Here is a 22,749-nt window from a genome sequence, read left to right as displayed (position 1 = left end):
TGGAAAATATGAGCGGTATTGCAGCATTTATACCAATTATTTTGATGATTGTTCTGTTTTATTTCTTATTAATCAGACCTCAACAAAAACGTCAAAAAGAAGTACAAAATATGCAAAGTAGTTTAGCGAAAGGTGATAAAATTATCACTATTGGCGGACTTCACGGTATTGTAGAGGCAATTGAAGATGGCACAGTCATTTTAAAATGCGGAAACAACAAATTAACATTTGACCGTAATGCAGTAAGAACTGTACTTGAAAAAGGCAATGCAGTTTCTACTCCAGTTGTCACAGAAACAACTTCTGATGACACGGAAGTTACTGAAGACAACAAATAATTAGCAAACTAAAAATGCCATTTCCCTCTAAACGGTGAAATGGTATTTTTTAATCATAAAATTTTAGAGCTTATACTTCCCATTTAGCTAGTTTTTAGATAAAATGGGAATATGCTTATTGTTTAAGAAAGGGGATGACTTGATGACGGATACATTTTCAGCTTGGTATGAAGATCTAGAACCAGCGATATTAATAAAAGTGGAGGATTTTCATATTCTAGGCTACCGAGAAATCAAGGCCAGCCATATTTGGGCGTTTTTAACGGAAGAAAAGTGGAAAAACCGGCCAGCCCCGGCTTTGCATGAAAGAATGAATGACATTATGCAAATGAAAATTGGACAATTAATGCAATTTATTATGACAACAGCTGAACAACAATCAAATAACCATATGGCTAAAGTGGAAAACACACTTCAACCAAATATGGAAGATTAACAGTCTGCTGACAAATGCGTACATAAAAATGTGAATATTTGTTGATAGACTGGATTTGTTATGGTTTAGATGAGGGAGGAACGAAACAGAAATGGTTAAAAAGAGTAAGATAGTTATTTTCTTTCTAGTAGTTGCAATTATCTTTGGTGCTGTATTTGGTACCGCAAAAATGGTTATGCAAAACATCAATCTCGGCCTAGATCTTCAAGGGGGATTTGAAGTACTTTATGAAGTTTCACCTGCTGACGGGGAAGGAACTGTATCGAAGCAAACCATGACAGATACGGTTACAGCACTCGATAAGCGAATTAATTCATTAGGAGTTGCTGAACCAAGTATTCAAATCGAAGGAAAAAACCGTATTCGGGTTCAACTTGCTGGGGTAACCGACCAAGAAGAGGCTCGCAAAATGCTATCCACAACTGCACAATTATCATTTAGAGATGCGAACGACAAAATGATGATGAACGGTAGTGATCTTGTAGCAGGTGGAGCTAAACAAGCGTTTGATTCTAGTAATAATCCAATCGTTACATTAAAACTAAAAAGTGCTGATAAATTTGCAGACGTTACAAAAACGATTTTAGCAGAAGCGCCAGATAATCAATTAGTTATTTGGTTAGACTGGAAAGAAGGACAAAAGTACAAAACAGAACGTGAAAAGAAAAATCCGGCATACTTGTCTGCCCCTAATGTAAGTAGCGTGTTAGATACAGATAAAGTAGAGATTTCGGGTAGTTTTACAACGGAAGAAGCAAAAGATTTAGCAGATTTGCTTAATGCTGGAGCGCTTCCTGTACAAATGAAAGAAGTTTATTCTACCTCTGTTGGTGCACAATTTGGACAAGATGCATTACAAGAAACAATTTTAGCTGGTATCATCGGGGTTATGGCAATCTTTATTTTCATGATGGCAGTATACCGTTTACCTGGTGTGATTGCCTCGATTACACTGGTTGCTTACACTTATCTAGTTCTACTAATACTGAGTTTGCTACACGCGACACTAACTCTACCGGGAATTGCAGGTTTGATTCTGGGGATAGGTATGGCTGTTGATGCGAACGTGATTACCTACGAGCGGATAAAAGAGGAAATCAAAGTCGGAAGGTCAACAAAAGCGGCCTTTGAAGTGGGTGGAAAAGAAGCGTTCCGCGCGATTTTGGACGGCAACTTAACAACATTGATTGTTGCTGGAGTACTCTTTTATTTCGGTACAAGCTCGATTAAAGGCTTCGCAACAGTACTGATTATTAGTATATTAATGAGCTTCTTGACTGCTGTATGGGGATCAAGGTTCTTACTAGGATTACTAGTGAAAAGTAATTGGCTTAACAATAAACCTGGATTATTTGCGGTTAGACGCAAGGACATTCATAATTTACATGAAGGCATTAATAGCTTTAACTTGAAAACACACTTTGACCGTTTTGATTTTGTTAAACATCACCGTTTGTTCTTATCAATCTTTACGGGTATTGTGATTATCGGAATCGTTATTCTATCCGTGTTCCGACTGAACCTTGGTATTGACTTTGCCAGTGGGACTCGAGCGGAAATTACTGCGAATCACACATTGACGGAGACTCAAATTAAGAAAGATTTAGACTCCATCGGTATGCCATCTGATGATATTGTTTTCCAAGGATCAGGCTCTAAAACTGCTGTTGTTTCTTACAAAGGGACACTATCTCAAGATGATGTAGCTAAATTCAAAAATTACTTTGATGATAAGTACAAACACGAGCCGAGTATAAGTACAGTATCTCCAACTGTCGGAAAAGAACTTGCGAAAAATGGTTTTTGGGCACTGGGAATTGCATCTATTTTGATAGTATTATATATTGCTATACGATTTGAATTTTATATGGGAATTGCGGCAATTTTATCATTACTATTTGATGCATTTATTATCTTTATCTTCTTTAGTATTACAAGGCTGGAAGTAGATTTAACCTTTATTGCCGCTGTTCTGACAGTTATCGGTTATTCCATAAATGATACGATAGTCACCGCCGACCGAATACGAGATATTAGCATGAAAATGCAGCGTTTTAAAACGAAAGAAGAAATTGCTGATGCTGTAAATAAAGCATTGCGTCAAACTTTCACTCGTTCGATAAACACCATTTTAACGGTTATTTTCACCGTTCTAGCACTTGTGTTGTTTGGTAGTGAGTCCATTCTAAACTTCTCCATTGCGCTACTTGTGGGACTTGTATCTAGTGTATTCTCCTCTATCTTTATGGCGATGCAACTATGGTATGTATTTAAAGCAAGACAATTACGCAAAAAAGGACCAATTAGCACTGTTAAGAAGAAAAAACAACGTAATAATGGACAACCTGTAATTTAAAAAGGGCGGCCGAATTTCAATAAAAGAAATTCGGTCGTTTTTAATAGCTCTGAAACGGGTAAATACTAACATAATTGTTGCACAAGGAGGAGGAAAAATGAAAGAAAATAAAATACAATGGCAAGTAATTGTTGGAATTATTCTAGCACTTATTATCGCGATATTTGCTGTAGTCAATGTAGATCCAGTGGAAGTGAATTTCTTATTCTTACAAGCTGATTGGCCATTAATCTTAATTATCTTAGGATCAGTACTTTGCGGTTGTTTGATTATCTTCTTCCTCAATATCTCGAAGTCTCGTAATATGAAGAAGAAGCTAAAACAACTCACTGCCGAAAAATCAGAATTAGAACGTCAATTAGCAGCAGCAAAAGCAATGAAAACTCATTCATCTCAAGTAGAAACGCGCAAACCAGAAAATACGGATAGCGTAACTAAATAACGAAAAAACGTCAACATCCTCGTTGGCGTTTTTTGTTTTGTAGATTCCTCTTGGTTTTTCGGGTAATTTTAGATATAATAGGAAGGTTGAGAGGTGGGGTAATGTGATTGATTCAAAATATTTATGGAATATCGAGGAAGCCGAAGAAGAGAAAGCAACTCAATTAGCAGAACAACTGAAAATCTCGCTTCCACTTGCAAAGCTACTTTGGAAAAGAAAGATTACAACGCAAGGACAATTCGATAAATTTTTCCACCCAGAAAAATATCAAACTTATGACCCATTTCTATTTGCGGAAATGGATCTTGCGGTTGCGAGGATTAAACAAGCAATCGAACTAAATGAACAAATCCTTGTGTACGGAGACTATGATGCAGATGGTGTTACGAGTATTGCTGTGTTAATGAAGACATTGCAGCATTTGGGAGCTAATGCAGAATTTTATATCCCAAATCGCTTTACAGAAGGTTACGGACCTAATATTGCCGCTTTTGATTTGGCGAAGAACCAAGGCGTTGATTTAATAATTACCGTTGATAATGGTATTGCTGCGCTAGAAGTTATGACACATGCCAAAGAAATTGGTTTAGATGTTATCGTAACGGACCATCATGAACCACGGGAAGTTATGCCAGAAGCAGTCGCTGTTATTCATCCGAAGCATCCAAAATCTGCTTATCCATTTGATGAACTCGCTGGGGTTGGAGTTGCTTATAAATTATCTCATGCACTACTTGGCGAGGAACCAACAGAATTATTAGATTTGGTTGCAGTCGGGACGGTTGCTGATTTAGTGTCACTAACTGACGAAAATCGTATGCTGGTCCAATTAGGTTTGCGTCAACTACGCGAAGGGGCAAATATTGGTTTAGCTATTTTAGCAAAAAAAGCTAGTTTGAAGTTGGAAGAAGCTACGGAAGAAACGATTGGATTTGGTCTTGCTCCTAGACTTAATGCAGTTGGCCGTCTTGGCCCTGCGGATCCAGCAGCAGATCTGCTTTTAACAGAAGATCCAGAAGAAGCACTTTTTTTAGCAGAAGAGATTGATGACGCTAATAAAGAACGCAAACAAATGGTTGTTGATACGACTAAACTTGCGATGGAAGCAATTGAAGCAAAGAACAGTCTGGGGAAAGTGTTAGTTGTTAGTGGAGAAGGATGGAATACAGGGATTCTGGGCATTGTGGCCTCAAAACTAGTTAGTGTGTATTCTAGACCGGCCATTGTACTAGGTATAGACGCAGCAACAGGAATAGCTAAAGGTTCAGGTCGTAGCATAGAGTCTTTCCATTTGTATCAAGCACTTGATAAACATCGAGAATTAATGACTGCATTTGGTGGTCATCCCATGGCTGCTGGTCTTACTTTGCCAGCAGAAAATTTGGTGGAATTAGAAGCTAAGTTACAAGAGGAAGCGAGCCAACTTGTAGAAGAAGATTTTCGTCCAGCCTTGCAAATAGAGGAACGTATTAATCTAGCAGATGCCTCGGTAGCTTTTATCGCTCAACTAGAAAAACTAGCACCGTTTGGAATGGACAATCCAAAGCCAATTTTCCTTTTAGAAGGAATGAAGTTAAAAGGGACGAAAAGAATTGGCGCCGACAAAACACATCTAAAAACAATGCTTGGGACAGGTGGAACGGATACAACACTTGATGCCATTGGCTTTGGCGTAGGCGATCTAGTCGAGAAAATTTCTCCTTCAGCAGATGTAGATGTCGTTGGTGAATTATCTATCAATGAATGGAACAATATTAAAAAGCCACAACTTAGAATGATGGATGTTCGTATTGCACACTGGCAACTTTTCGATGTGCGAAGTAAAACGGAGTGGTCGCGAATTCGTCAAGAAAAAGCGGATTCACGCATATATATTTGTTTTGAAGAGCGAACAGCTAAAACACTCGGAGAACAAAACCATTTTTTAGTAGATGAGAAGGCAGATTTCAAAGTAGATATCCAAACAGAGGAGCTCGTATTTGCGGATATTCCACCGAATCTAAAGCTGATTGAAGAAATTGTCCGCGAAGTAAAACCAGCGCGTATCTTTGTTCATTTTGATGCAGCAGAAGGAAATCAAATTCCAGCAATACCAGATCGTAAGGCATTTGCTGAGCTATATAGCTTAATAAAAAAATTCCAACCATTTCCAATTGAAAAATACACACCACGCTTAATGCAAAAGTTTGGTTGGAATAAAGAACAAATTGAGTTTATGTCAAACGTGTTTTTTGATTTAGAATTTGCTAAAATGGAAAGTGGTCAGATTATTGTTAATCAAGTAGTTGGAAAACGTAATCTGGATGAGTCACTAGTTTATCAACAGAAGGTAGAAGAAATTACTACTCGAAAAAAATTGTTATACTCCAACTACAGCGAGCTTCATAGTTGGATGAAGTCAATGATGGAAACATCAATTTACCCGAATGCGGAGGAACTTGAAAATGGAAATTAAAGATTTAGAAAATTACGTAGCGATTGTTAATGATTGGCCAAAAAAAGGGATTGTTTTTAAAGATATTACCCCTTTAATGAATGATGGAGAGGCTTACCGGTTTGCTACGGATAAAATCGTTGAATATGCAAAAGAATTAAAAATCGACATTATTGTTGGACCAGAAGCGCGTGGATTTATTATCGGTTGCCCAGTTGCCTATGCACTTGGTATCGGCTTTGCACCAGTTCGTAAACCTGGTAAATTACCTCGCGAAACCATCGAAATGGAATACGATTTAGAATATGGCACCAATAAATTATCCATGCACAGTGACGCGATTAAACCAGGTCAACGGGTATTAATTACGGATGATTTGCTTGCAACTGGTGGAACCATTGAAGCAACAATCAAATTAGTAGAAGAACTAGGCGGTATTGTTGCAGGTTGTGCGTTCTTAATCGAACTAAAAGAACTAGAAGGCCATAAAAAATTAAACGGCTATGATCGCTTAATTCTAATGAAATTATAAAATTGGAACTACTCCTGATATTTTAGGGGTAGTTTTTTTAAGAAAAATAGTAAGTTGGCTAGAAATTGTGAAAAAAACAAGGAAAAGTGCTTTATAAACAAAGTGGCATCATGCTATAATATTAGACAAGAATCTTTTTTGGAACACTCAGTTATGGGTGTTTTTAAGTTGTGTACATGACAAGTAGATAAGAGGGTGAATGTAAATGGCGAAAGAACAAAATCTGACAGCTGAGCAAGTCGTCGATATGGCTTCTCATTATATGAATCAGGAACATCTTGCGCTTGTAAAAAAAGCGTATGAATTTGCGCGCGATTCTCATAAAGAACAATTTCGTAAATCAGGTGAGCCGTATATTATTCATCCAATTCAAGTTGCCGGCATTTTAGTAGAATTAAAAATGGATCCATCCACAGTAGCATCCGGTTTTTTGCATGATGTAGTAGAAGATACTCCCGTCACGCTTGCTGACTTGGAAGAAGTATTTGGTAGTGAAGTGGCTATGCTTGTTGATGGGGTTACTAAACTTGGTAAAATTAAATATAAATCGCACGAAGAACAACAAGCAGAAAATCATCGAAAAATGTTTATTGCGATGGCACAAGATATTCGTGTTATCCTTATTAAATTAGCCGACCGTTTGCATAATATGCGCACCTTAAAACATCTACCGGTTGAAAAACAGCGTAGAATTGCCAATGAAACATTAGAAATATTTGCTCCGCTCGCGCACCGATTAGGGATTTCCCGCGTGAAGTGGGAGCTTGAAGATACGGCGTTGCGCTATTTAAACCCACAACAATATTACCGAATTGTTCATTTGATGAAGCAAAAACGTGATGCAAGGGAGCGCTATTTGAATGATGTCATCGATGGTGTAAATGAAAATCTCGATGAACTCAATATTCAAGCGGATATTTCTGGAAGACCGAAGCATATTTATTCGATTTACCGGAAAATGAGCGAACAAAATAAACAATTTAATGAAATATATGATTTATTAGCTGTTCGAATTGTTGTTAGTAGTATTAAAGATTGTTATGCGGTGCTCGGAATCATCCACACACGTTGGAAACCGATGCCAGGCCGCTTTAAAGATTATATTGCGATGCCTAAGTCGAATATGTATCCATCGATTCATACGACAGTCATTGGACCTCAAGGAGAACCATTAGAGGTCCAAATTCGAACACACGAAATGCACCAAATTGCTGAATACGGGGTCGCAGCTCACTGGGCTTACAAAGAAGGAAAAGTGGTAAACTCTAAAACTTCTTTTGATAATAAATTAACTTGGTTCCGAGAAATTTTAGAATATCAAAATGAATCGGATAATGCTGAAGAATTTATGGAAAGCTTGAAACTCGATTTATTTTCGGATGTGGTTTATGTATTTACGCCAAAAGGTGATGTGTACGAGCTTCCGAATGGTTCCGTGCCACTTGACTTTGCTTACCGCGTGCATACAGAAATCGGTAATAAAACGATTGGTGCTAAAATCAATGGCAAAATCGTTACATTAGATTACAAACTAAAAACAGGTGATATTATTGATATATTGACCTCCAAACATTCTTATGGCCCAAGTCGTGATTGGTTGAAACTAGTTCAGACTTCTCAAGCTAGAAATAAAATTAAACAGTTCTTTAAACGACAAGCGAAAGAAGAAAATGTCGAAAAAGGCCGCGATTTAGTAGAGAAAGAAATCAGACAACTTGGATTTGAACCTAAAAAAATTATGCTACCTGAAAATCTTCGCAAATTAGCTGATAAGTTGAATTTTTCGCATGAAGATGATCTTTTTGCGGCAGTTGGTTATAACGGTATTACGGCATTACAAGTAGCTAACCGATTAACGGAAAAATTGCGAAAAGAACGTGAACAAGAAGCTGAAACAGAAAAATTACTAACACAAGCAGAAAATAAGCCTTCTAATTCAGATGCTAACAATGAAAAATTGAAAATCAAGCATAATGCTGGGGTCGTTGTCCAAGGTGTAGGTAATTTACTTATCCGCCTTTCTAGATGTTGTAACCCCGTGCCAGGAGACGAAATCGTTGGTTACATTACTAAAGGGCGCGGGATTTCCATTCACCGTCAAGATTGCCCAAACGTCCAAGCAATCGAAGCAGAGCGGTTAATTGAAGTAGACTGGGAAGATGCAGATTCACAAGCGAAAAATGATTACAACGTCGATATTGAAATTTACGGATATAATCGCAATGGACTACTAAATGATATCTTGCAAGTCATCAACAGTTTGACTTCTAATATCAATGGTGTCAATGCCAAAGTAGATAATAACAAAATGGCAACACTGGTTGTCACGCTTCAAATTCATAATATCAATCATTTGCAACGAGTAGTAGATAAAATTAAACAAATACCTGATGTATATACGGTGAGAAGATTAATGAATTAAAGGAGTGAAAGTGATGCGCGTGCTACTTCAAAGGTGTTATGAGGCGTCGGTTAGTGTAGAGGAAGAAGTAATCAGTGAAATTGCTGGGGGGCTTTGTTTGCTCGTTGGGTTTACACACAGTGATACAGCTGAAACAGTTGACTACATGGCAAAGAAAGTAACAGGATTACGAATTTTTGAAGATGATTCTGAGAAAATGAATATTTCTTTAGCAGAACAGGGTGGCGCTATCTTAAGCGTCTCTCAGTTCACTTTGTATGCTGATATTAGTAAAGGGAAACGTCCTAGCTTTACAAAGTCAGCACCTGGGGACAAAGCAGAGGCACTTTATGATTTATTTAATGCCAAACTTGCAGAAGCTGGTTTTGTAGTTGAGACTGGCGTATTCGGTGCTTTTATGGATGTGAAAATCGTTAATCACGGCCCGGTTACTATTTTGCTTGACTCAGAAGAAATGCGTAAATGAAAAAGCAATCATTCGGAAGAGGTAATTCTTCTGAATGATTGCTTTTTTTAATTAGAGAAATAATCGGATAAACCATCTACTACAGCATCCGCAATTTTACTACGATAAGAGGCGGAATTAATGTTTCGTTCATCTTTTGCGGAACTCAGATAACCAAGTTCAAGAAGTACAGCTGGTTGAGAGTTCTCTCTTATAACGTAATAATCACCAACTCTTGCTCCACGATTAGAAGTAGGGAGCTCTTTTCCGAGACTAGCGTTAATGCTTTCGGCAAGCGATTTATCACTATTGTCGTAATAATAAGTGGTTTGACCGCTAACGCCGGAATCGCTATCTTCTAAACTATCAAAATGAAGACTAACAAAGACATCCGCCTTATTTTTCGCGGCCTTATTTGTCCGAGATTTTAAGGAGACATATTCATCACTATTTCTAGTTAAAATGACTTTGGCACCACTTGCTTCGAGCTTGGATTTTAAATTCTTTGCTGTTTTTAATGTCATTTCTTTTTCAATGGTTCCACCTGCGCCTTTTGCACCAGGGTCGTTACCGCCGTGACCAGGATCAATCACAATCGTTGCTTCGGATAATTTGGTCGTTTTACTTTTCGGAGTAGTAGTTTGTCCTTTATCAGACACATCAACAACCCAGTTAGCAACATAACCATTGGTGCCACTTGTGGTCCGGATTTGATACCAGTCACCTTGAACTCCTTGAATCGCAAAACTTTGACCGGAATTAGCTTTTTCGATAACTTCACTATCTCGACTTGCATCACTTCGAATATTAGTGGAGTCTTCACGAATTGTGACGGTTTGCAGATCACTATCATCTACTTTTGTAACGGATTCGCGGATGTCTAAGTAATCGGAACTAACCCATGCGCTTTTTCCTTGATACTGGATTTGCGCCCAGCCATCTCGTTGGCTTGTTACGGTTACTTGATCACCATTATTTAGTAAGCCAAGTGAATTACTGGAGGTATTTGGTTTTTCACGTACGTTTAAACCACCATCCGATGTAACAATAGCAACACTGTTACTTGCTGCGCTGACATCTGTATTTTCAACAAGCCAACTTGCAACCCAACCGCTGTTACCATTATCTAATTGGACTTTATACCACTGATTTTCTTCACCGACTACCCGGAGTACTTCATTTTTTCTGACTTGACTCGTTACATCATAAGCCAACCCAGGACCGCTGCGGACATTTAAGACTTCTGCTTTTACGACGAGGGAATTAGCGTTCGCCATAGCAATTGTTGTGACAATCCCTGCTGCAATCAATAAAATGGAGACAACGGTAATAAAAATGAATTTATTCTTCATTTAAACCTGACACCACCTATATTCTCATAAACTTTTATCTGACAGTAAAATGTTACCATAAAATGCGCTTTCATGGAACTAGAAAGTAAGTTTTTATAAAAAATTTGACAAAATGTTGACTTTTCTATGTGTTTTTAGTAATCTTAGAATAATTCATATTTAAAACTAGCGACAGAGAAAAGTAAGAAAATCCATGCTATAAAGAGAATTTATCCCATTTGGCTGAAAGGATAAAGATAGTCATATTTTCCGAAAAGACACTCTCGAGGTTTCTTGTTGAAAGTTAGTAAACAAGAACGTATTCAGGCGTTAACTGACTTAAGTGAGGACTTTTTTAGTTCTAATTAGGGTGGTACCACGGGTGTAAATAAACTCTCGTCCCTTGTTTTTATAACAAGGGACGAGGGTTTTTCTTTATATTTTGAAGTAAATAAGAAGGGGGAATAGAAAAATGCAATTACCAAGAGGTACGCGCGATATATTACCAGACGAGGTTACAAAATGGCATTTTTTAGAGACAGCTTTTGCATCGGTTTGCGAAAATTTCCAATATGAAGAAATCCGGACGCCAATTTTTGAGCACACTGAGTTGTTTGAACGTGGCGTGGGCGATTCAACAGATATAGTATCAAAAGAAATGTACACTTTTCAAGATAAAGGTGGGAGAAGTCTAACTTTGCGACCTGAGGGAACTGCATCGGTTGTACGTGCTTTCGTTGAGCATAAATTATACGGTGAAGTGAGCCAGCCGATAAAAATGTATTACAATGAGCCGATGTTTCGTTATGAACGCCCACAAGGAGGTAGACAACGCCAATTCACCCAAATGGGGATAGAAGCAATCGGTAGTGATGATCCATCAATTGATGTAGAAGTTATCTCCCTTGCGATGGCATTCTTTACACGGATTGGCCTTCGTAATATCAAATTAGTGATAAACAGTCTTGGCGATAAAGAAAGTCGCTTAAAGCATCGTGAAGCATTAGTAAATCATTTCGAACCACATATAGACGAATTTTGCGCTGAATGTCAAGTTCGATTACACAAAAACCCATTACGCATTTTGGATTGTAAAAAAGATCATGACAATCCACTTATCCAATCTGCTCCGTCAATTTTAGCTTATTTAAATGAAGAATCTATCGCTTATTTTGATAATGTTCAAGCTTATTTAAATGCGCTGGAAATTCCATTTGAGATTGATCCAACGATGGTTCGTGGACTTGATTATTATAATCATACTACTTTTGAAATTATGAGCGAAGAAGAAGGATTTGGAGCAAAAACAACCCTGTGTGGTGGTGGAAGATACCATGGATTAGTGAAAGAATTTGGTGGGCCGGACACGCCAGGGATTGGTTTCGGTATTGGTGTGGAACGTATTTTACTAGCGCTTGAAAAAGCAGATGTTGTGATTCCTGCGAAAAAACCGCTAGAAGTTTATGTCATCACAGCGCAACCAGAGGCGGAACTAAAGGCAGTAACACTCGTGAATATGCTTCGGGAAAATAGGATTAGTGCAGAAAAAGACTATTTGAAGCGGAAATTAAAAGCGCAATTAAAAGATGCAAATCGAAAAAATGCCGTTTATACGATTATTCTTGGCGAAGAAGAATTAGAAACTGGAAAATATCAATTGAAAAATATGGAAACTGGAGAGCAAGAATCCATTTTTGAAGATAGTTTAATAATGGTATTGAAAGAGAAGTTAATAGAAACCAAGGAGGAAAAGTAAATGGAAAAACGTACAAATTACTGCGGAGATTTAAATGAAACTCATATTGGACAAAACGTTATCCTTCATGGATGGGTACAAAAGCGTCGTGATTTAGGAGGGTTAATTTTCATTGATTTGCGTGACCGGGAAGGGATTGTTCAAGTAGTCTTCAATCCAGAAACATCTAAAGAAGCACTAGAAATTGCTGACAGCGTAAGAAATGAATTCGTTGTTACGGTCAAAGGGAAAGTTAGTGCACGTGCCGAAAATGTTATCAATGAAAAAATAGCTACAGGAAAAATTGAGATTTCTGCCGAAGCAATTACCATTTTAAACGCATCTAAAACACCACCATTTTATATAGAAGATGGTGTGAACGTTTCTGATGAACTTCGCTTAAAATATCGTTACTTAGATTTACGACGTCCAGAAATGAATCATATTTTTAAAATGCGTCATACCGTTACAAGAACATTCCGCAACAAACTAGATGCACTTGGATTCTTTGATATTGAAACCCCGTATTTAACCAAAAGTACTCCAGAAGGTGCTCGTGATTATCTGGTGCCGAGCCGTGTTTATCCAGGTAATTTCTATGCCTTACCTCAATCTCCGCAAATTTTGAAACAATTGTTAATGACTGCTGGTTTTGATAAATATTATCAGATTGTTCGTTGTTTTCGTGATGAAGATTTGCGTGGTGACCGCCAACCGGAATTCACCCAAATCGATTTAGAAACAAGCTTTTTGACAAAGGAAGAAATTCAAGCGATCACGGAAGATATGTTAATCGATGTGGTAAAAGAAGCTAAAAACATTACTATCGAAAAACCATTTCCCCGGATGACTTATCAAGAAGCAATGGATCGTTTCGGTAGCGACAAGCCTGATATTCGTTTTGGTCTTGAACTCCAAAATGTTTCCGAAGTTGTAAAAGACATTGATTTCAAAGTATTCCAATCAGCGGTAGAAAATGGTGGCGAAGTAAAAGCAATCAATGCCAAAGGAGCTGCAACTAATTTTTCACGTAAAGATTTAGATGCCCTTGGTGTTTTTGTTGCTAATTATGGTGCCAAAGGGCTTGCGTGGCTAAAAGTAGAAGCTGGTGAATTAAAAGGACCAATTGCTAAGTTTTTCCAAGCGGATAAAGCGCAAGAATTAATGACTGCGTTGCAAGCGGAGGATGGCGATTTACTTCTCTTCGCGGCGGATAAAGCGGCTATTGTTGCAGCTTCACTTGGCGCATTACGTAATAAACTTGGAAAAGAGTTAAACTTAATCAATGAAGAAGAGTTGGCCTTTTTATGGGTAACTGATTGGCCGTTATTTGAATATGATGAAGAAGCTGGTCGTTATGTTTCAGCCCATCATCCGTTCACATTGCCAAGAGAAGAAGACATTCCACTGCTTGAAACAGATTCTTCCAAAGTAATGGCAGAAGCATATGATATTGTATTGAATGGTTATGAAATTGGTGGTGGCTCGCTTCGTATCTACAAAAAAGAAGTACAAGAGTCGATGTTCCGTGCACTTGGTTTTACTGATGAAGCAGCTAGTGAACAATTCGGATTCTTAATGGAAGCACTAGAATACGGGACACCCCCACATGGTGGAATTGCGCTCGGCTTAGATCGGATTGTAATGATCTTGGCTGGTAGAAATAACTTACGAGATACGATTGCTTTCCCTAAAACCGGAAGTGCAGTAGATCCACTGACAAATGCACCAGGCGAAGTCAGTACAGCACAACTCGCTGAACTAAAACTGGAAACAGTAAAAAAAGAATCCAACTAAAAAACGAAGCTGAGTGCGTACTCGGCTTCGTTTTTTTATTAAAAATCATCACTTAATTCTTGAATATTTTCTACATGAATCTTATTTACTAATAAGCCTTGATTGGAATCATTGGACCAGAATGGACCGTCCAATTCTTTCGCTTCATCGGAGCTGATTTTATTTTTATTATAAAAAGTGGCTTCCACATTGTAGCGATTCCCTTTTTTTACAGCATCCCAGCTCTCCTTAGAAAGTGGTAGCGTAATAGATTTGTTTCCAGCGCCATCAATTGTTCCAGTGACAGTATTGTCTTTTCCTTTATCGTCAACAACGAAATTAAAGGTAACATCTACTTTTGACGATGCATGTTGATAAAGGTAATAACCGCCAAAAAGTAGTATGGCTGCTAGAAGGGTGAAAATGGGGATTTTACGCATAGGGAATTTCGCGCCTCCTTATCTGTACTTAACGTTCTTCCTTTTTCATTATAAGTGTAAAAACCTAGAAGGGGAAGAGGTAAACGCCATTTCTCATTGATTTTTTAGAATAGAGGCCCCATTTTTAATTAATTCACCATTTTAACTATTTTATTTTTGAGGTTTATCCTGTAATGCATCAATTCCTGTTTCGCCAGTACTAATTTTGACGACTTCTGTGAGTGGATAGATAAATACTTTGCCGTCGCCTGGTTCCCCAGTTCGAAGTGTTTCTTTGACTACCCGGAGCACATCTTCCACGGGAACGGTAGAAACAACAATTTCTATCTTCATCCGTTCATGGATGTTGCTTTCTTTTTTTGTGCCACGATAAAGTTCGATAAAGCCTTTTTCAAGCCCTGTTCCAAGTGCTTTTGTTACAGTTAAACCACTGACGCCGATTTTGGCAAGCTCTTTTTGGAATAGATCAAAGCGATTTGGACGTGTAATGATTTCAATTTTAGTTAATCCTAACATATTGTTACCTCCCTTATTCTTGATAAGCTTTTTCGCCGTGTAGCGTCAAATCAAGTCCTTTATATTCTTGTTCTTCATTAACACGGATTGGTAAGAATAACTTGATCATAACAACAATCAAGGCAGTTACAACAGCAACATAGGCAACTGAGGAACCAATCGCGATTAATTGCTTCACTACTAACGAAGCATTGCCGTAAAACAGGCCATCTGCACCAGCTTCATTTACTTTCGTTGTAGCAAAGAGTCCTGTTGCAATACCACCCCAAATACCACCAATTCCGTGAAGGCCGAATGCATCCAGCGCATCATCGTATTTTACTTTACCTTTTAACCAGAAAACAGCCCAGAAACAAAGAGCTCCACCAAGAAAACCGATAATTAACGAACTGGGGGCAGTGACAAATCCAGCAGCTGGAGTGATAGAAACGAGTCCTGCAATAGCGCCAGAAATAGTACCAAGCATCGTCGGTTTTTTATTAATAAGCCACTCGACTAATCCCCAACCGATAATACCAGCTGCTGCAGCCGTATTAGTATTAACAAAAGCAGCCATTGCAACGTTATCAATAGTTAAGGCACTACCAACATTAAATCCATACCAACCAAACCAAACGAGAATTCCGCCGATTAAAGCAAGTGGTAAATTATGCGGGGAAGCGGAATCAGCTTCTTTACGGCGTCCAATCATAATTGCTAAAACTAAGCCAGTGACACCGGAACTAATATGAACAACATTTCCACCAGCGAAATCTAGTGCGCCAAGTTCTCGTAACCAACCACCGTCGCCCCAAACCCAATGAGCAACTGGAGAGTAAACGAGTAAAGACCATAAGATAATAAAAATTAAGTAAGCAGAGAAGTTCATGCGTTCTGCGAAAGCCCCAGAAATGATTGCTACTGTCAAAATAGCGAAAGTCATTTGGAACATCATGAATAGAGTATGTGGAATAGCATCTGAGTAAGTCTCATTTGAGGCAAAGCCGACATTATGAAGGAAAGTCCAGTCAAAACTTCCGATAAAGCCATTTCCTGGAGCAAAAGCCAGTGAATAACCAACAATAACCCAAAGAATAGAAATAATTGCCATCGAGCTAAAACTATACATTGCTGTGCTTAAAACATTTTTGCGTCTAACCATACCACCGTAAAATAATGCAATTCCTGGTGTCATCAACCAAACCAATAAAGTACAAAAGAACATAAATACTGATTCCATACTCAACTCTCCTTTTGTTAGATAAACTAACACAAATTATTTTATTTATGCGTTTATAATACACTATATTTAAATAAAGGCAAGAATTATTTGTTAATTCGATTAATTCGGTTAGATAATATGACACGAAGCGCTTCCAATTGTTTTTGAGCATTATTGTATTCGGAATATTCAGAAACTAAAAGAGCTCAAATTCCGCTTTAATGATAGATAAAAGAGCCTATCCGAAAATAGACTCTTTTGATTAAATATAAAACATATAACCATTTGTCAATTCTGCATCAGAAGTATGTTTTAATAAATCTGCAAGGGTAGTTTGATCTAACACATCGCGAACCGCATTTCGCATTCTAGTCCATAATTCGCGCTGTGCCGCTTCTTCGTCCTCAATACTCTCCACAAGTACGATAGGGCCTTCAAGCGTTCGAATGATATCACCAGCTGTAATTTTTTCAGGATCACCGTTTAATACATAGCCACCGTGAGCCCCCCGAATACTTTTAACAATACCAGCATTACGAAGCGGCCCGATTAATTGCTCTAAATAATGTTCTGACAGATTTTTTTCTTTCGCAATACTACGAAGAGAAATAGGACCCTCGCCAATCCGTTTCGCGAGTTCGAGTGTTATTGTTAAGCCATAACGACCTTTAGTTGTAATTTTCATTTCATTTAACCTCCAGTAATTTAAGGAAAACACTTATACCGCATCTATTATATCGGAATTACGGAAAGAAGGCAATGGAAACAAGTAAGTGAACGTACAGGTGTTCTTATGGTATAATAAAAGGAGCAAATGAGAAGGAGCGGTTATATGGCAATTCAACCTTTAGCTTACCGGATGCGCCCAAAATCTCTAGACGAAATTGTCGGGCAAACACACTTAGTTGGTAAAGATAAAATCATCTACCGGATGGTCAAAGCAAAACAATTATCTTCTATGATATTATATGGACCGCCTGGAATCGGAAAAACCTCGATTGCAAGTGCGATTGCAGGAAGTACGAAATATGCTTTTCGAACTTTAAATGCAGTAACGAATAATAAAAAAGATATGGAAGTCGTAGCGGCAGAGGCAAAAATGAGCGGGACAGTTATTTTGCTATTAGATGAAGTACATCGCTTAGACAAAGCAAAACAAGACTTTTTATTACCATTACTTGAAAGTGGTGCCATTATTTTAATTGGTGCCACAACGAGTAATCCTTATATTGCAATAAATCCTGCGATTCGGAGTAGGACACAAATTTTTGAATTAAAACCTTTAACAGTAGAAGATATTATGATAACGCTGGACCGGGCATTAGCGGATAAGGACAGAGGGCTTGGGAATTATCAAGTGGAAATAGATGAATTTGCGAAGAAACATTTTGCCACAGCAAGTAACGGCGATGTTCGTAGTGCACTAAATGCTTTGGAGCTCGCAGTTATTTCTTCTGAACCAGATGAAGATGGGATTGTACGGGTTACTTTAGATGTTGCAGAAGAGTGCTTACAAAAGAAAAGTTTGGCTCACGATAAAGATGGAGATGCTCATTATGATGTGTTAAGTGCTTTTCAAAAGTCGGTTCGTGGTAGTGATGCCAATGCGGCACTTCATTATATGGGACGTTTAATCGAAGCAGGTGACTTAGTTAGTATAAGTAGAAGAATGCTTGTGATGGCATATGAAGACATTGGTCTGGCTAATCCGCAAGCTGGTGCTCATACATTAGCAGCAATTCAAACTGCAGAAAAAGTTGGTTTTCCAGAAGCGCGAATTCCCTTAGCAAATGCAGTAATTGAATTATGTTTGTCTCCAAAATCGAATTCAGCTATTATGGCAATTGATGCAGCCTTGTCAGACATTCGAAAAGGAAATAGTGGGGAAGTGCCCGATCATCTTCGTGATGGCCATTACTCTGGGGCAGAAAAACTTGGGCGTGCAATAGATTATAAATATCCTCATAGCTATGAAAATGGTTGGGTTAATCAACAATATTTACCAGATAGGCTGAAGGATAAGTTATACTATGAACCAAAACTCACATCCAAGTTTGAACAAACCATTGCTTTGGTTTATCAAAAAATCAATGAAAACAAAGAGAAATCAGAATAAATTAACCATATGAAGCAAAGTCGCTAATATTGAAATTTCATCATTCGTGTGGTATTCTAAGAACATAAAAGAAACCCTAATGTATTCGATATAGTTCCTGATATTTTTGAACCGAACAATTTTTTATACCTAGGGAGCTTGGAGTTCCGGCGCGGCGCACATGCCTTCACACGAGGAAGTGCAAACCGTTAGACAGAGCACCCACCTGCTTTAATTGAGAGCGGGTTCAAAGGAAGGGAATCCTAAACGGTACGATTGGGGTTTCTTTTTTTTTGTCTTGTAAATAGGAGTTATTCCTCTTTACTTTACAGGAGTATTGCTGTTACAATTAGAAACGATTAACGGCGAAAGGGAATTCGTCTACAAAAAAGGACGCGATAAAAATGGAAAACAGAATTTACTTAGATCATGCTGCGACAAGTCCGATTCACCCAGAAGTTATCCAAACAATGCTTGGCGCAATAACAAATACGTACGGCAATCCTTCAAGTATTCATTATGCTGGGCGAGAAGCCCGCAAAGCACTGGATGCAGCTCGAGTTACTATTTCTAAAAGTATTCACGCAGATGAAAAAGAAATTATTTTCACAAGTGGTGGTACTGAAGGAGATAATCTTGCGCTTATTGGGGCAGCGATTGCCCAGCAGGAAAATGGTAAGCATATTATTACTTCTGAAATTGAACATCATGCTGTATTAAAAACATGTGAATATTTAGAAACGCAAGGTTTTGAAGTTACCTATTTGCCTGTAGATAAGCATGGAATGGTATCTGTAGAGAGTCTTGCTGCTAGTATGCGGACTGATACAATTCTAGTTTCCATTATGTATGGTAATAATGAAATCGGCTCGATTCAACCGATAGCTGAAATTGGCGAGTTACTTAAAGATCATCCAGCACTTTTTCATACAGATGCAGTTCAAGCTTATGGATTGTTAAATATAAATGTAGATGAGTTAGGTGTAGATTTATTAACTGCTTCAGCTCATAAAATAAATGGTCCGCGTGGTGTAGGTTTTTTATACGCCAAAAATGGGATACGACTCGTTTACCAAATGCATGGTGGCGAACAAGAAAGAAAACGTCGTGCTGGGACAGAAAACCTTGCTGGTATTTGTGGTTTTAGTGCAGCTTCGACAATTATGACAAATGAACGAACATTAAAAACAGAAGAATATATTTCCTTTAAAAAAAGAATGGCCGAGGTTTGGCGAGAGGCTGGACTGGATTTTGAAGTAAATGGGCTTGAGGCTAATACGTTACCACATGTATTTAGCGTTCGTTTCCCGGGGATTTCAATTGAACAACTATTAATGAATTTAGATATGGAAGGAATTGCTGTTTCTAGTGGGTCGGCATGTACTGCAGGAACAGTAGATCCTTCTCATGTATTAGTTGCTCTTTTTGGTGAAGGCCACCCTGCGATTCAAGAAACAGTCCGCATCAGCTTTGGACTCGGAAATCATATCGAAGAAGTAGAAACAGCGGCTACAAAAGTAAGTGAGGTAGTCAAACGTTTAATGAAAATATAAGAAGGTGAGGAGCTAGCTTTGAGTACAAAAAATAGTGGCATTCGTGTAGTTGTCGGCATGTCGGGCGGAGTAGATTCATCAGTCACGGCTCATTTACTAAAAGAACAAGGATATGATGTCATTGGCATTTTCATGAAAAATTGGGACGATACAGACGAATTTGGTGTCTGTACAGCAACGGAAGATTATGATGATGTCATTCGTGTCGCAAACCAAATTGGTATTCCGTATTATGCAGTGAACTTTGAAAAAGAGTATTGGGACAAGGTCTTCACGTATTTCTTAAATGAATACAAGCTTGGTCGTACACCAAATCCAGACGTGATGTGTAATAAAGAAATTAAGTTTAAAGCATTTCTAGAGCATGCCGAAAGTTTAGGCGCGGATTTTGTTGCTACTGGACATTATGCGCAAGTAAAACAAGTTGGCGACGAAATTGAATTGCTTCGTGGAGTGGATAATAATAAAGACCAAACCTACTTTTTAAATCAACTGTCTCAAGAACAACTCCAAAAAGTGATGTTCCCGCTCGGAGGTATGGAGAAGTCAGAAGTTCGCGAAATAGCAACTAAAGCTGGATTAGCAACTGCGAATAAAAAAGATAGTACGGGAATTTGTTTTATCGGTGAAAGAAATTTCAAGCAATTTTTGAGTGAATACCTTCCAGCACAACCTGGGAAAATGCAAACACTGAATGGGGAAGTACTTGGTAAGCACGATGGGTTAATGTATTATACGATTGGCCAACGCCATGGTCTAGGAATCGGCGGTGACGGAGAACCTTGGTTTGTTGTTGGGAAAGATTTGACAGAAAATATTTTGTTTGTAGAGCAAGGCTTTCATCATGACACCTTGTATTCAGATTCCTTAATTGCGACAGATATTTCTTTTACAACGAATGCAGCAAAACCGAAAACAATTGAATGTACAGCAAAATTCCGTTATCGTCAAACGGATACAAAAGTAACGGTTCATCTTCGTGATGATCATACAGCAGAAGTTGTTTTTGCTGAACCAGTTCGCGCAATTACACCAGGCCAAGCGGTTGTTTTTTATGACGGAGATATCTGTCTTGGCGGCGGAACAATTGATACTGTATGGAAAAATGGTGCTAAGTTAGACTATGTTGGCTAATAATTTGGACCGGAGAATCTTGCTTTCGACAAGACTCCGGTTTTTTCCTGTCTAAATGCGTTTTTTTAAACAGGTTTTATGGTAAAATATTATACGAAACAGAGAAAAGAGGTCCTTTATGAAAAAAATAGCGTTTTTGGGAAGCATTATCGTTTTACTAAGTTTAATGGTTTGGGGTTATTTTTATTTTAATTCGGAGCCATCTGATATTGCAGAAAATGCTGCCAATTCCACTAAATCTGTGGATGTGTTAGAAGAAAATAATATTTTAGTCTTCACTCCCCGTAAAACAGATGCTGGGATGAGTGTTATTTTATATCCAGGAGCATTTATCGATGCACTTAGTTATGCGCCTTTAGCAAAAGAACTTGCTTCTACCGGTTACAAAACTTACATAGTCGGAATGCCACTTAATTTAGCTGTTTTTGGTAAAAATCGTGCAGCTGACATTATCGATGAATCCCCGGATGAGAAATTTGTTATTGGCGGGCATTCGCTTGGTGGTGTAATGTCTGCGAGATTTGCACATGATAACGAAGAGGAAATTCAAGGCGTATTTTTCTTAGCAAGTTATCCTGATGAAAAAGGTTCGCTTAAAAACGCATCTTTTCCAGCTATTTCGATAACAGCAACGAATGATGAGGTTCTGAATAAGGATTCCTACAATGAAAATAAAAAATATTTGCCAAAAGACACGACCTTTGTCTCTATAGAAGGTGGTAACCACGCGCAATTCGGTTCTTATGGTACGCAGCACGGGGACGGAAGAGCGGAAATTAGTGGGGAGGAACAAACAGATCAAGTTGCAAATGCGATGATCGCCTGGCTAAAAACTTCTGTACAAAATCAAGAAAAATAAAAGGAGAACCACATGGATAAAAACCAATTAGGAATTAAACAAATGCAAAAAGGTAACTTAGAAGAAGCAGTAAAATTATTTACCGAAGTAATTGAGGAGCATCCAACTGATCCTGTAGGCTATATTAATTTTGGGAATGTTTTATTATCAATGGATGATTTTGAACGTGCGGAATTATTTTTCAAACGGGCCCTTGAGTTGGACGATACAGTCCCCGCGGCTTATTATAGTTTAGGAAATTTATATTATGAATTAGAAAGGTATCAAGAAGCCGCAGATAGTTTCCAAAATGCGACGAAACAAGGAATGGAAAATGGAGATTTATTTTTCATGTTGGGCATGAGTTTTGTTCAAATGGAAGAGTTGACACTTGCGATGCCATATCTACTAAGAAGTGTAGAATTAAATCCAGAAGATGGAGAGGCTTTATTTCAATATGGGATTGTCTTAGCTCGCAGTGGCTTTTATGAAGATGCGATTACGATGTTGGAACGAGTTTTACTTGTTAAACCAGAAGATCCAGATGCGCTTTATAACATTGGAGCAGCCTACCTTGCTTGGCAGGGAGATATTGTCTTAGCGAAAACATATTTTGAACGCGCGCTTGCGACTGGGACACCTCATGAATTAGCTGAAAATGCTTTAAATGCGATTCAAGATTTAGAAAACGAAGCAGAATAATTTTTAGAAAGGAGGCGGCTATG

20 protein-coding genes, 1 other RNA gene and 1 other annotated feature are annotated in these 22,749 nt (G+C 38.2%); of the genes, 16 read left to right on the top strand and 5 right to left on the bottom strand.

The genetic code is table 11. The annotated features are described in order from the left end of the window. Window positions 1-8: 8 nt before the first annotated feature. The 8 genes from yajC to dtd all read left to right on the top strand — a co-directional run bounded on the left by yajC (window position 9) and on the right by dtd (window position 9,426). Window positions 9-338 (top strand): preprotein translocase subunit YajC, encoded by a 330-nt coding sequence (gene yajC / locus CKV67_RS07630; protein ID WP_014092891.1) that lies wholly within the window; start codon window positions 9-11, stop codon window positions 336-338. A 142-nt stretch (window positions 339-480) separates the two neighbouring features. After that, window positions 481-774 (top strand): post-transcriptional regulator, encoded by a 294-nt coding sequence (locus CKV67_RS07625; protein ID WP_014092890.1) that lies wholly within the window; start codon window positions 481-483, stop codon window positions 772-774. Between the two features lie 91 nt (window positions 775-865). After that, complete coding sequence (gene secDF / locus CKV67_RS07620) at window positions 866-3,130, top strand: protein translocase subunit SecDF (RefSeq protein WP_014092889.1); 2,265 nt, start codon at window positions 866-868, stop codon at window positions 3,128-3,130. A 97-nt stretch (window positions 3,131-3,227) separates the two neighbouring features. Beyond that, window positions 3,228-3,572: a LapA family protein gene (locus tag CKV67_RS07615; RefSeq protein WP_014092888.1), complete on the top strand. Its 345-nt coding sequence runs from the start codon at window positions 3,228-3,230 to the stop codon at window positions 3,570-3,572. A 103-nt stretch (window positions 3,573-3,675) separates the two neighbouring features. Further along, a complete protein-coding gene (gene recJ / locus CKV67_RS07610) occupies window positions 3,676-6,027 on the top strand; it encodes a single-stranded-DNA-specific exonuclease RecJ (protein ID WP_025279951.1) in 2,352 nt (783 codons plus the stop codon). After that, complete coding sequence (locus CKV67_RS07605; RefSeq protein WP_014092886.1) at window positions 6,017-6,538, top strand: adenine phosphoribosyltransferase; 522 nt, start codon at window positions 6,017-6,019, stop codon at window positions 6,536-6,538. Before recJ ends, CKV67_RS07605 begins: the two co-directional genes overlap by 11 nt. 205 nt (window positions 6,539-6,743) lie before the next feature. After that, entirely contained in the window at window positions 6,744-8,960 is a 2,217-nt protein-coding gene (locus CKV67_RS07600) for a RelA/SpoT family protein (RefSeq protein ID WP_025279950.1), read from the top strand. Window positions 8,961-8,973: 13 nt separating this feature from the next. Continuing rightward, a complete protein-coding gene (dtd, locus tag CKV67_RS07595) occupies window positions 8,974-9,426 on the top strand; it encodes a D-aminoacyl-tRNA deacylase (RefSeq protein ID WP_014092884.1) in 453 nt (150 codons plus the stop codon). Window positions 9,427-9,473: 47 nt separating this feature from the next. Here dtd and CKV67_RS07590 read toward each other — a convergent pair whose 3' ends face one another. Beyond that, window positions 9,474-10,757: an N-acetylmuramoyl-L-alanine amidase family protein gene (locus tag CKV67_RS07590; RefSeq protein WP_014092883.1), complete on the bottom strand. Its 1,284-nt coding sequence runs from the start codon at window positions 10,755-10,757 to the stop codon at window positions 9,474-9,476. Between the two features lie 159 nt (window positions 10,758-10,916). Continuing rightward, window positions 10,917-11,143 (top strand) — a binding site (T-box leader). 65 nt (window positions 11,144-11,208) lie between these two features. On the opposite strand from CKV67_RS07590, the gene hisS reads away from it, so the two are divergent. Beyond that, on the top strand, window positions 11,209-12,492 hold the full coding sequence (gene hisS / locus CKV67_RS07585) for a histidine--tRNA ligase (RefSeq protein ID WP_014092882.1): 1,284 nt from the start codon (window positions 11,209-11,211) through the stop codon (window positions 12,490-12,492). Continuing rightward, window positions 12,493-14,268, top strand: a complete 1,776-nt coding sequence (aspS, locus tag CKV67_RS07580; protein WP_014092881.1) for an aspartate--tRNA ligase — start codon at window positions 12,493-12,495, stop codon at window positions 14,266-14,268. It abuts the gene before it with no gap. A 38-nt stretch (window positions 14,269-14,306) separates the two neighbouring features. Here the strand turns inward: aspS and CKV67_RS07575 are convergent, their stop codons facing one another. The 4 genes from CKV67_RS07575 to cymR form a co-directional block, all read right to left on the bottom strand. Further along, window positions 14,307-14,687, bottom strand: coding sequence for a hypothetical protein (locus CKV67_RS07575; RefSeq protein WP_014092880.1), 381 nt, complete (start codon window positions 14,685-14,687; stop codon window positions 14,307-14,309). 150 nt (window positions 14,688-14,837) lie between these two features. Further along, a complete protein-coding gene (locus CKV67_RS07570; RefSeq protein WP_014092879.1) occupies window positions 14,838-15,203 on the bottom strand; it encodes a P-II family nitrogen regulator in 366 nt (121 codons plus the stop codon). A gap of 13 nt (window positions 15,204-15,216) precedes the next feature. Further along, on the bottom strand, window positions 15,217-16,422 hold the full coding sequence (locus CKV67_RS07565) for an ammonium transporter (protein WP_014092878.1): 1,206 nt from the start codon (window positions 16,420-16,422) through the stop codon (window positions 15,217-15,219). A gap of 244 nt (window positions 16,423-16,666) precedes the next feature. Then, on the bottom strand, window positions 16,667-17,089 hold the full coding sequence (gene cymR, locus CKV67_RS07560; RefSeq protein ID WP_003719809.1) for a cysteine metabolism transcriptional regulator CymR: 423 nt from the start codon (window positions 17,087-17,089) through the stop codon (window positions 16,667-16,669). Window positions 17,090-17,236: 147 nt separating this feature from the next. Between cymR and CKV67_RS07555 the strand changes: the two genes are divergently transcribed. The 6 genes from CKV67_RS07555 to CKV67_RS07530 all read left to right on the top strand — a co-directional run bounded on the left by CKV67_RS07555 (window position 17,237) and on the right by CKV67_RS07530 (window position 22,726). After that, a complete protein-coding gene (locus tag CKV67_RS07555; protein WP_014092877.1) occupies window positions 17,237-18,520 on the top strand; it encodes a replication-associated recombination protein A in 1,284 nt (427 codons plus the stop codon). 70 nt (window positions 18,521-18,590) lie between these two features. Then, a non-coding RNA gene (ssrS, locus tag CKV67_RS07550) (6S RNA) lies at window positions 18,591-18,786 on the top strand. Window positions 18,787-18,903: 117 nt separating this feature from the next. After that, window positions 18,904-20,052, top strand: coding sequence for a cysteine desulfurase family protein (locus CKV67_RS07545; RefSeq protein WP_014092876.1), 1,149 nt, complete (start codon window positions 18,904-18,906; stop codon window positions 20,050-20,052). An 18-nt stretch (window positions 20,053-20,070) separates the two neighbouring features. Next, window positions 20,071-21,186 carry a tRNA 2-thiouridine(34) synthase MnmA gene (mnmA, locus tag CKV67_RS07540; RefSeq protein ID WP_014092875.1) on the top strand — a complete coding sequence of 372 codons (1,116 nt, stop codon included), beginning with the start codon at window positions 20,071-20,073 and terminating at the stop codon, window positions 21,184-21,186. Window positions 21,187-21,304: 118 nt separating this feature from the next. After that, window positions 21,305-22,045: an alpha/beta hydrolase gene (locus CKV67_RS07535; RefSeq protein WP_014092874.1), complete on the top strand. Its 741-nt coding sequence runs from the start codon at window positions 21,305-21,307 to the stop codon at window positions 22,043-22,045. A gap of 42 nt (window positions 22,046-22,087) precedes the next feature. Further along, the gene (locus tag CKV67_RS07530) at window positions 22,088-22,726 is read left to right on the top strand and encodes a tetratricopeptide repeat protein (RefSeq protein ID WP_014092873.1); all 639 of its coding nucleotides are present in this window, start codon (window positions 22,088-22,090) and stop codon (window positions 22,724-22,726) included. The last annotated feature ends 23 nt before the right edge of the window (window positions 22,727-22,749 follow it).

It is taken from the genome of Listeria ivanovii subsp. ivanovii, from assembly GCF_900187025.1.
Classification (GTDB): domain Bacteria; phylum Bacillota; class Bacilli; order Lactobacillales; family Listeriaceae; genus Listeria; species Listeria ivanovii.
This window is presented reverse-complemented; position numbering and strand designations above follow the sequence as displayed.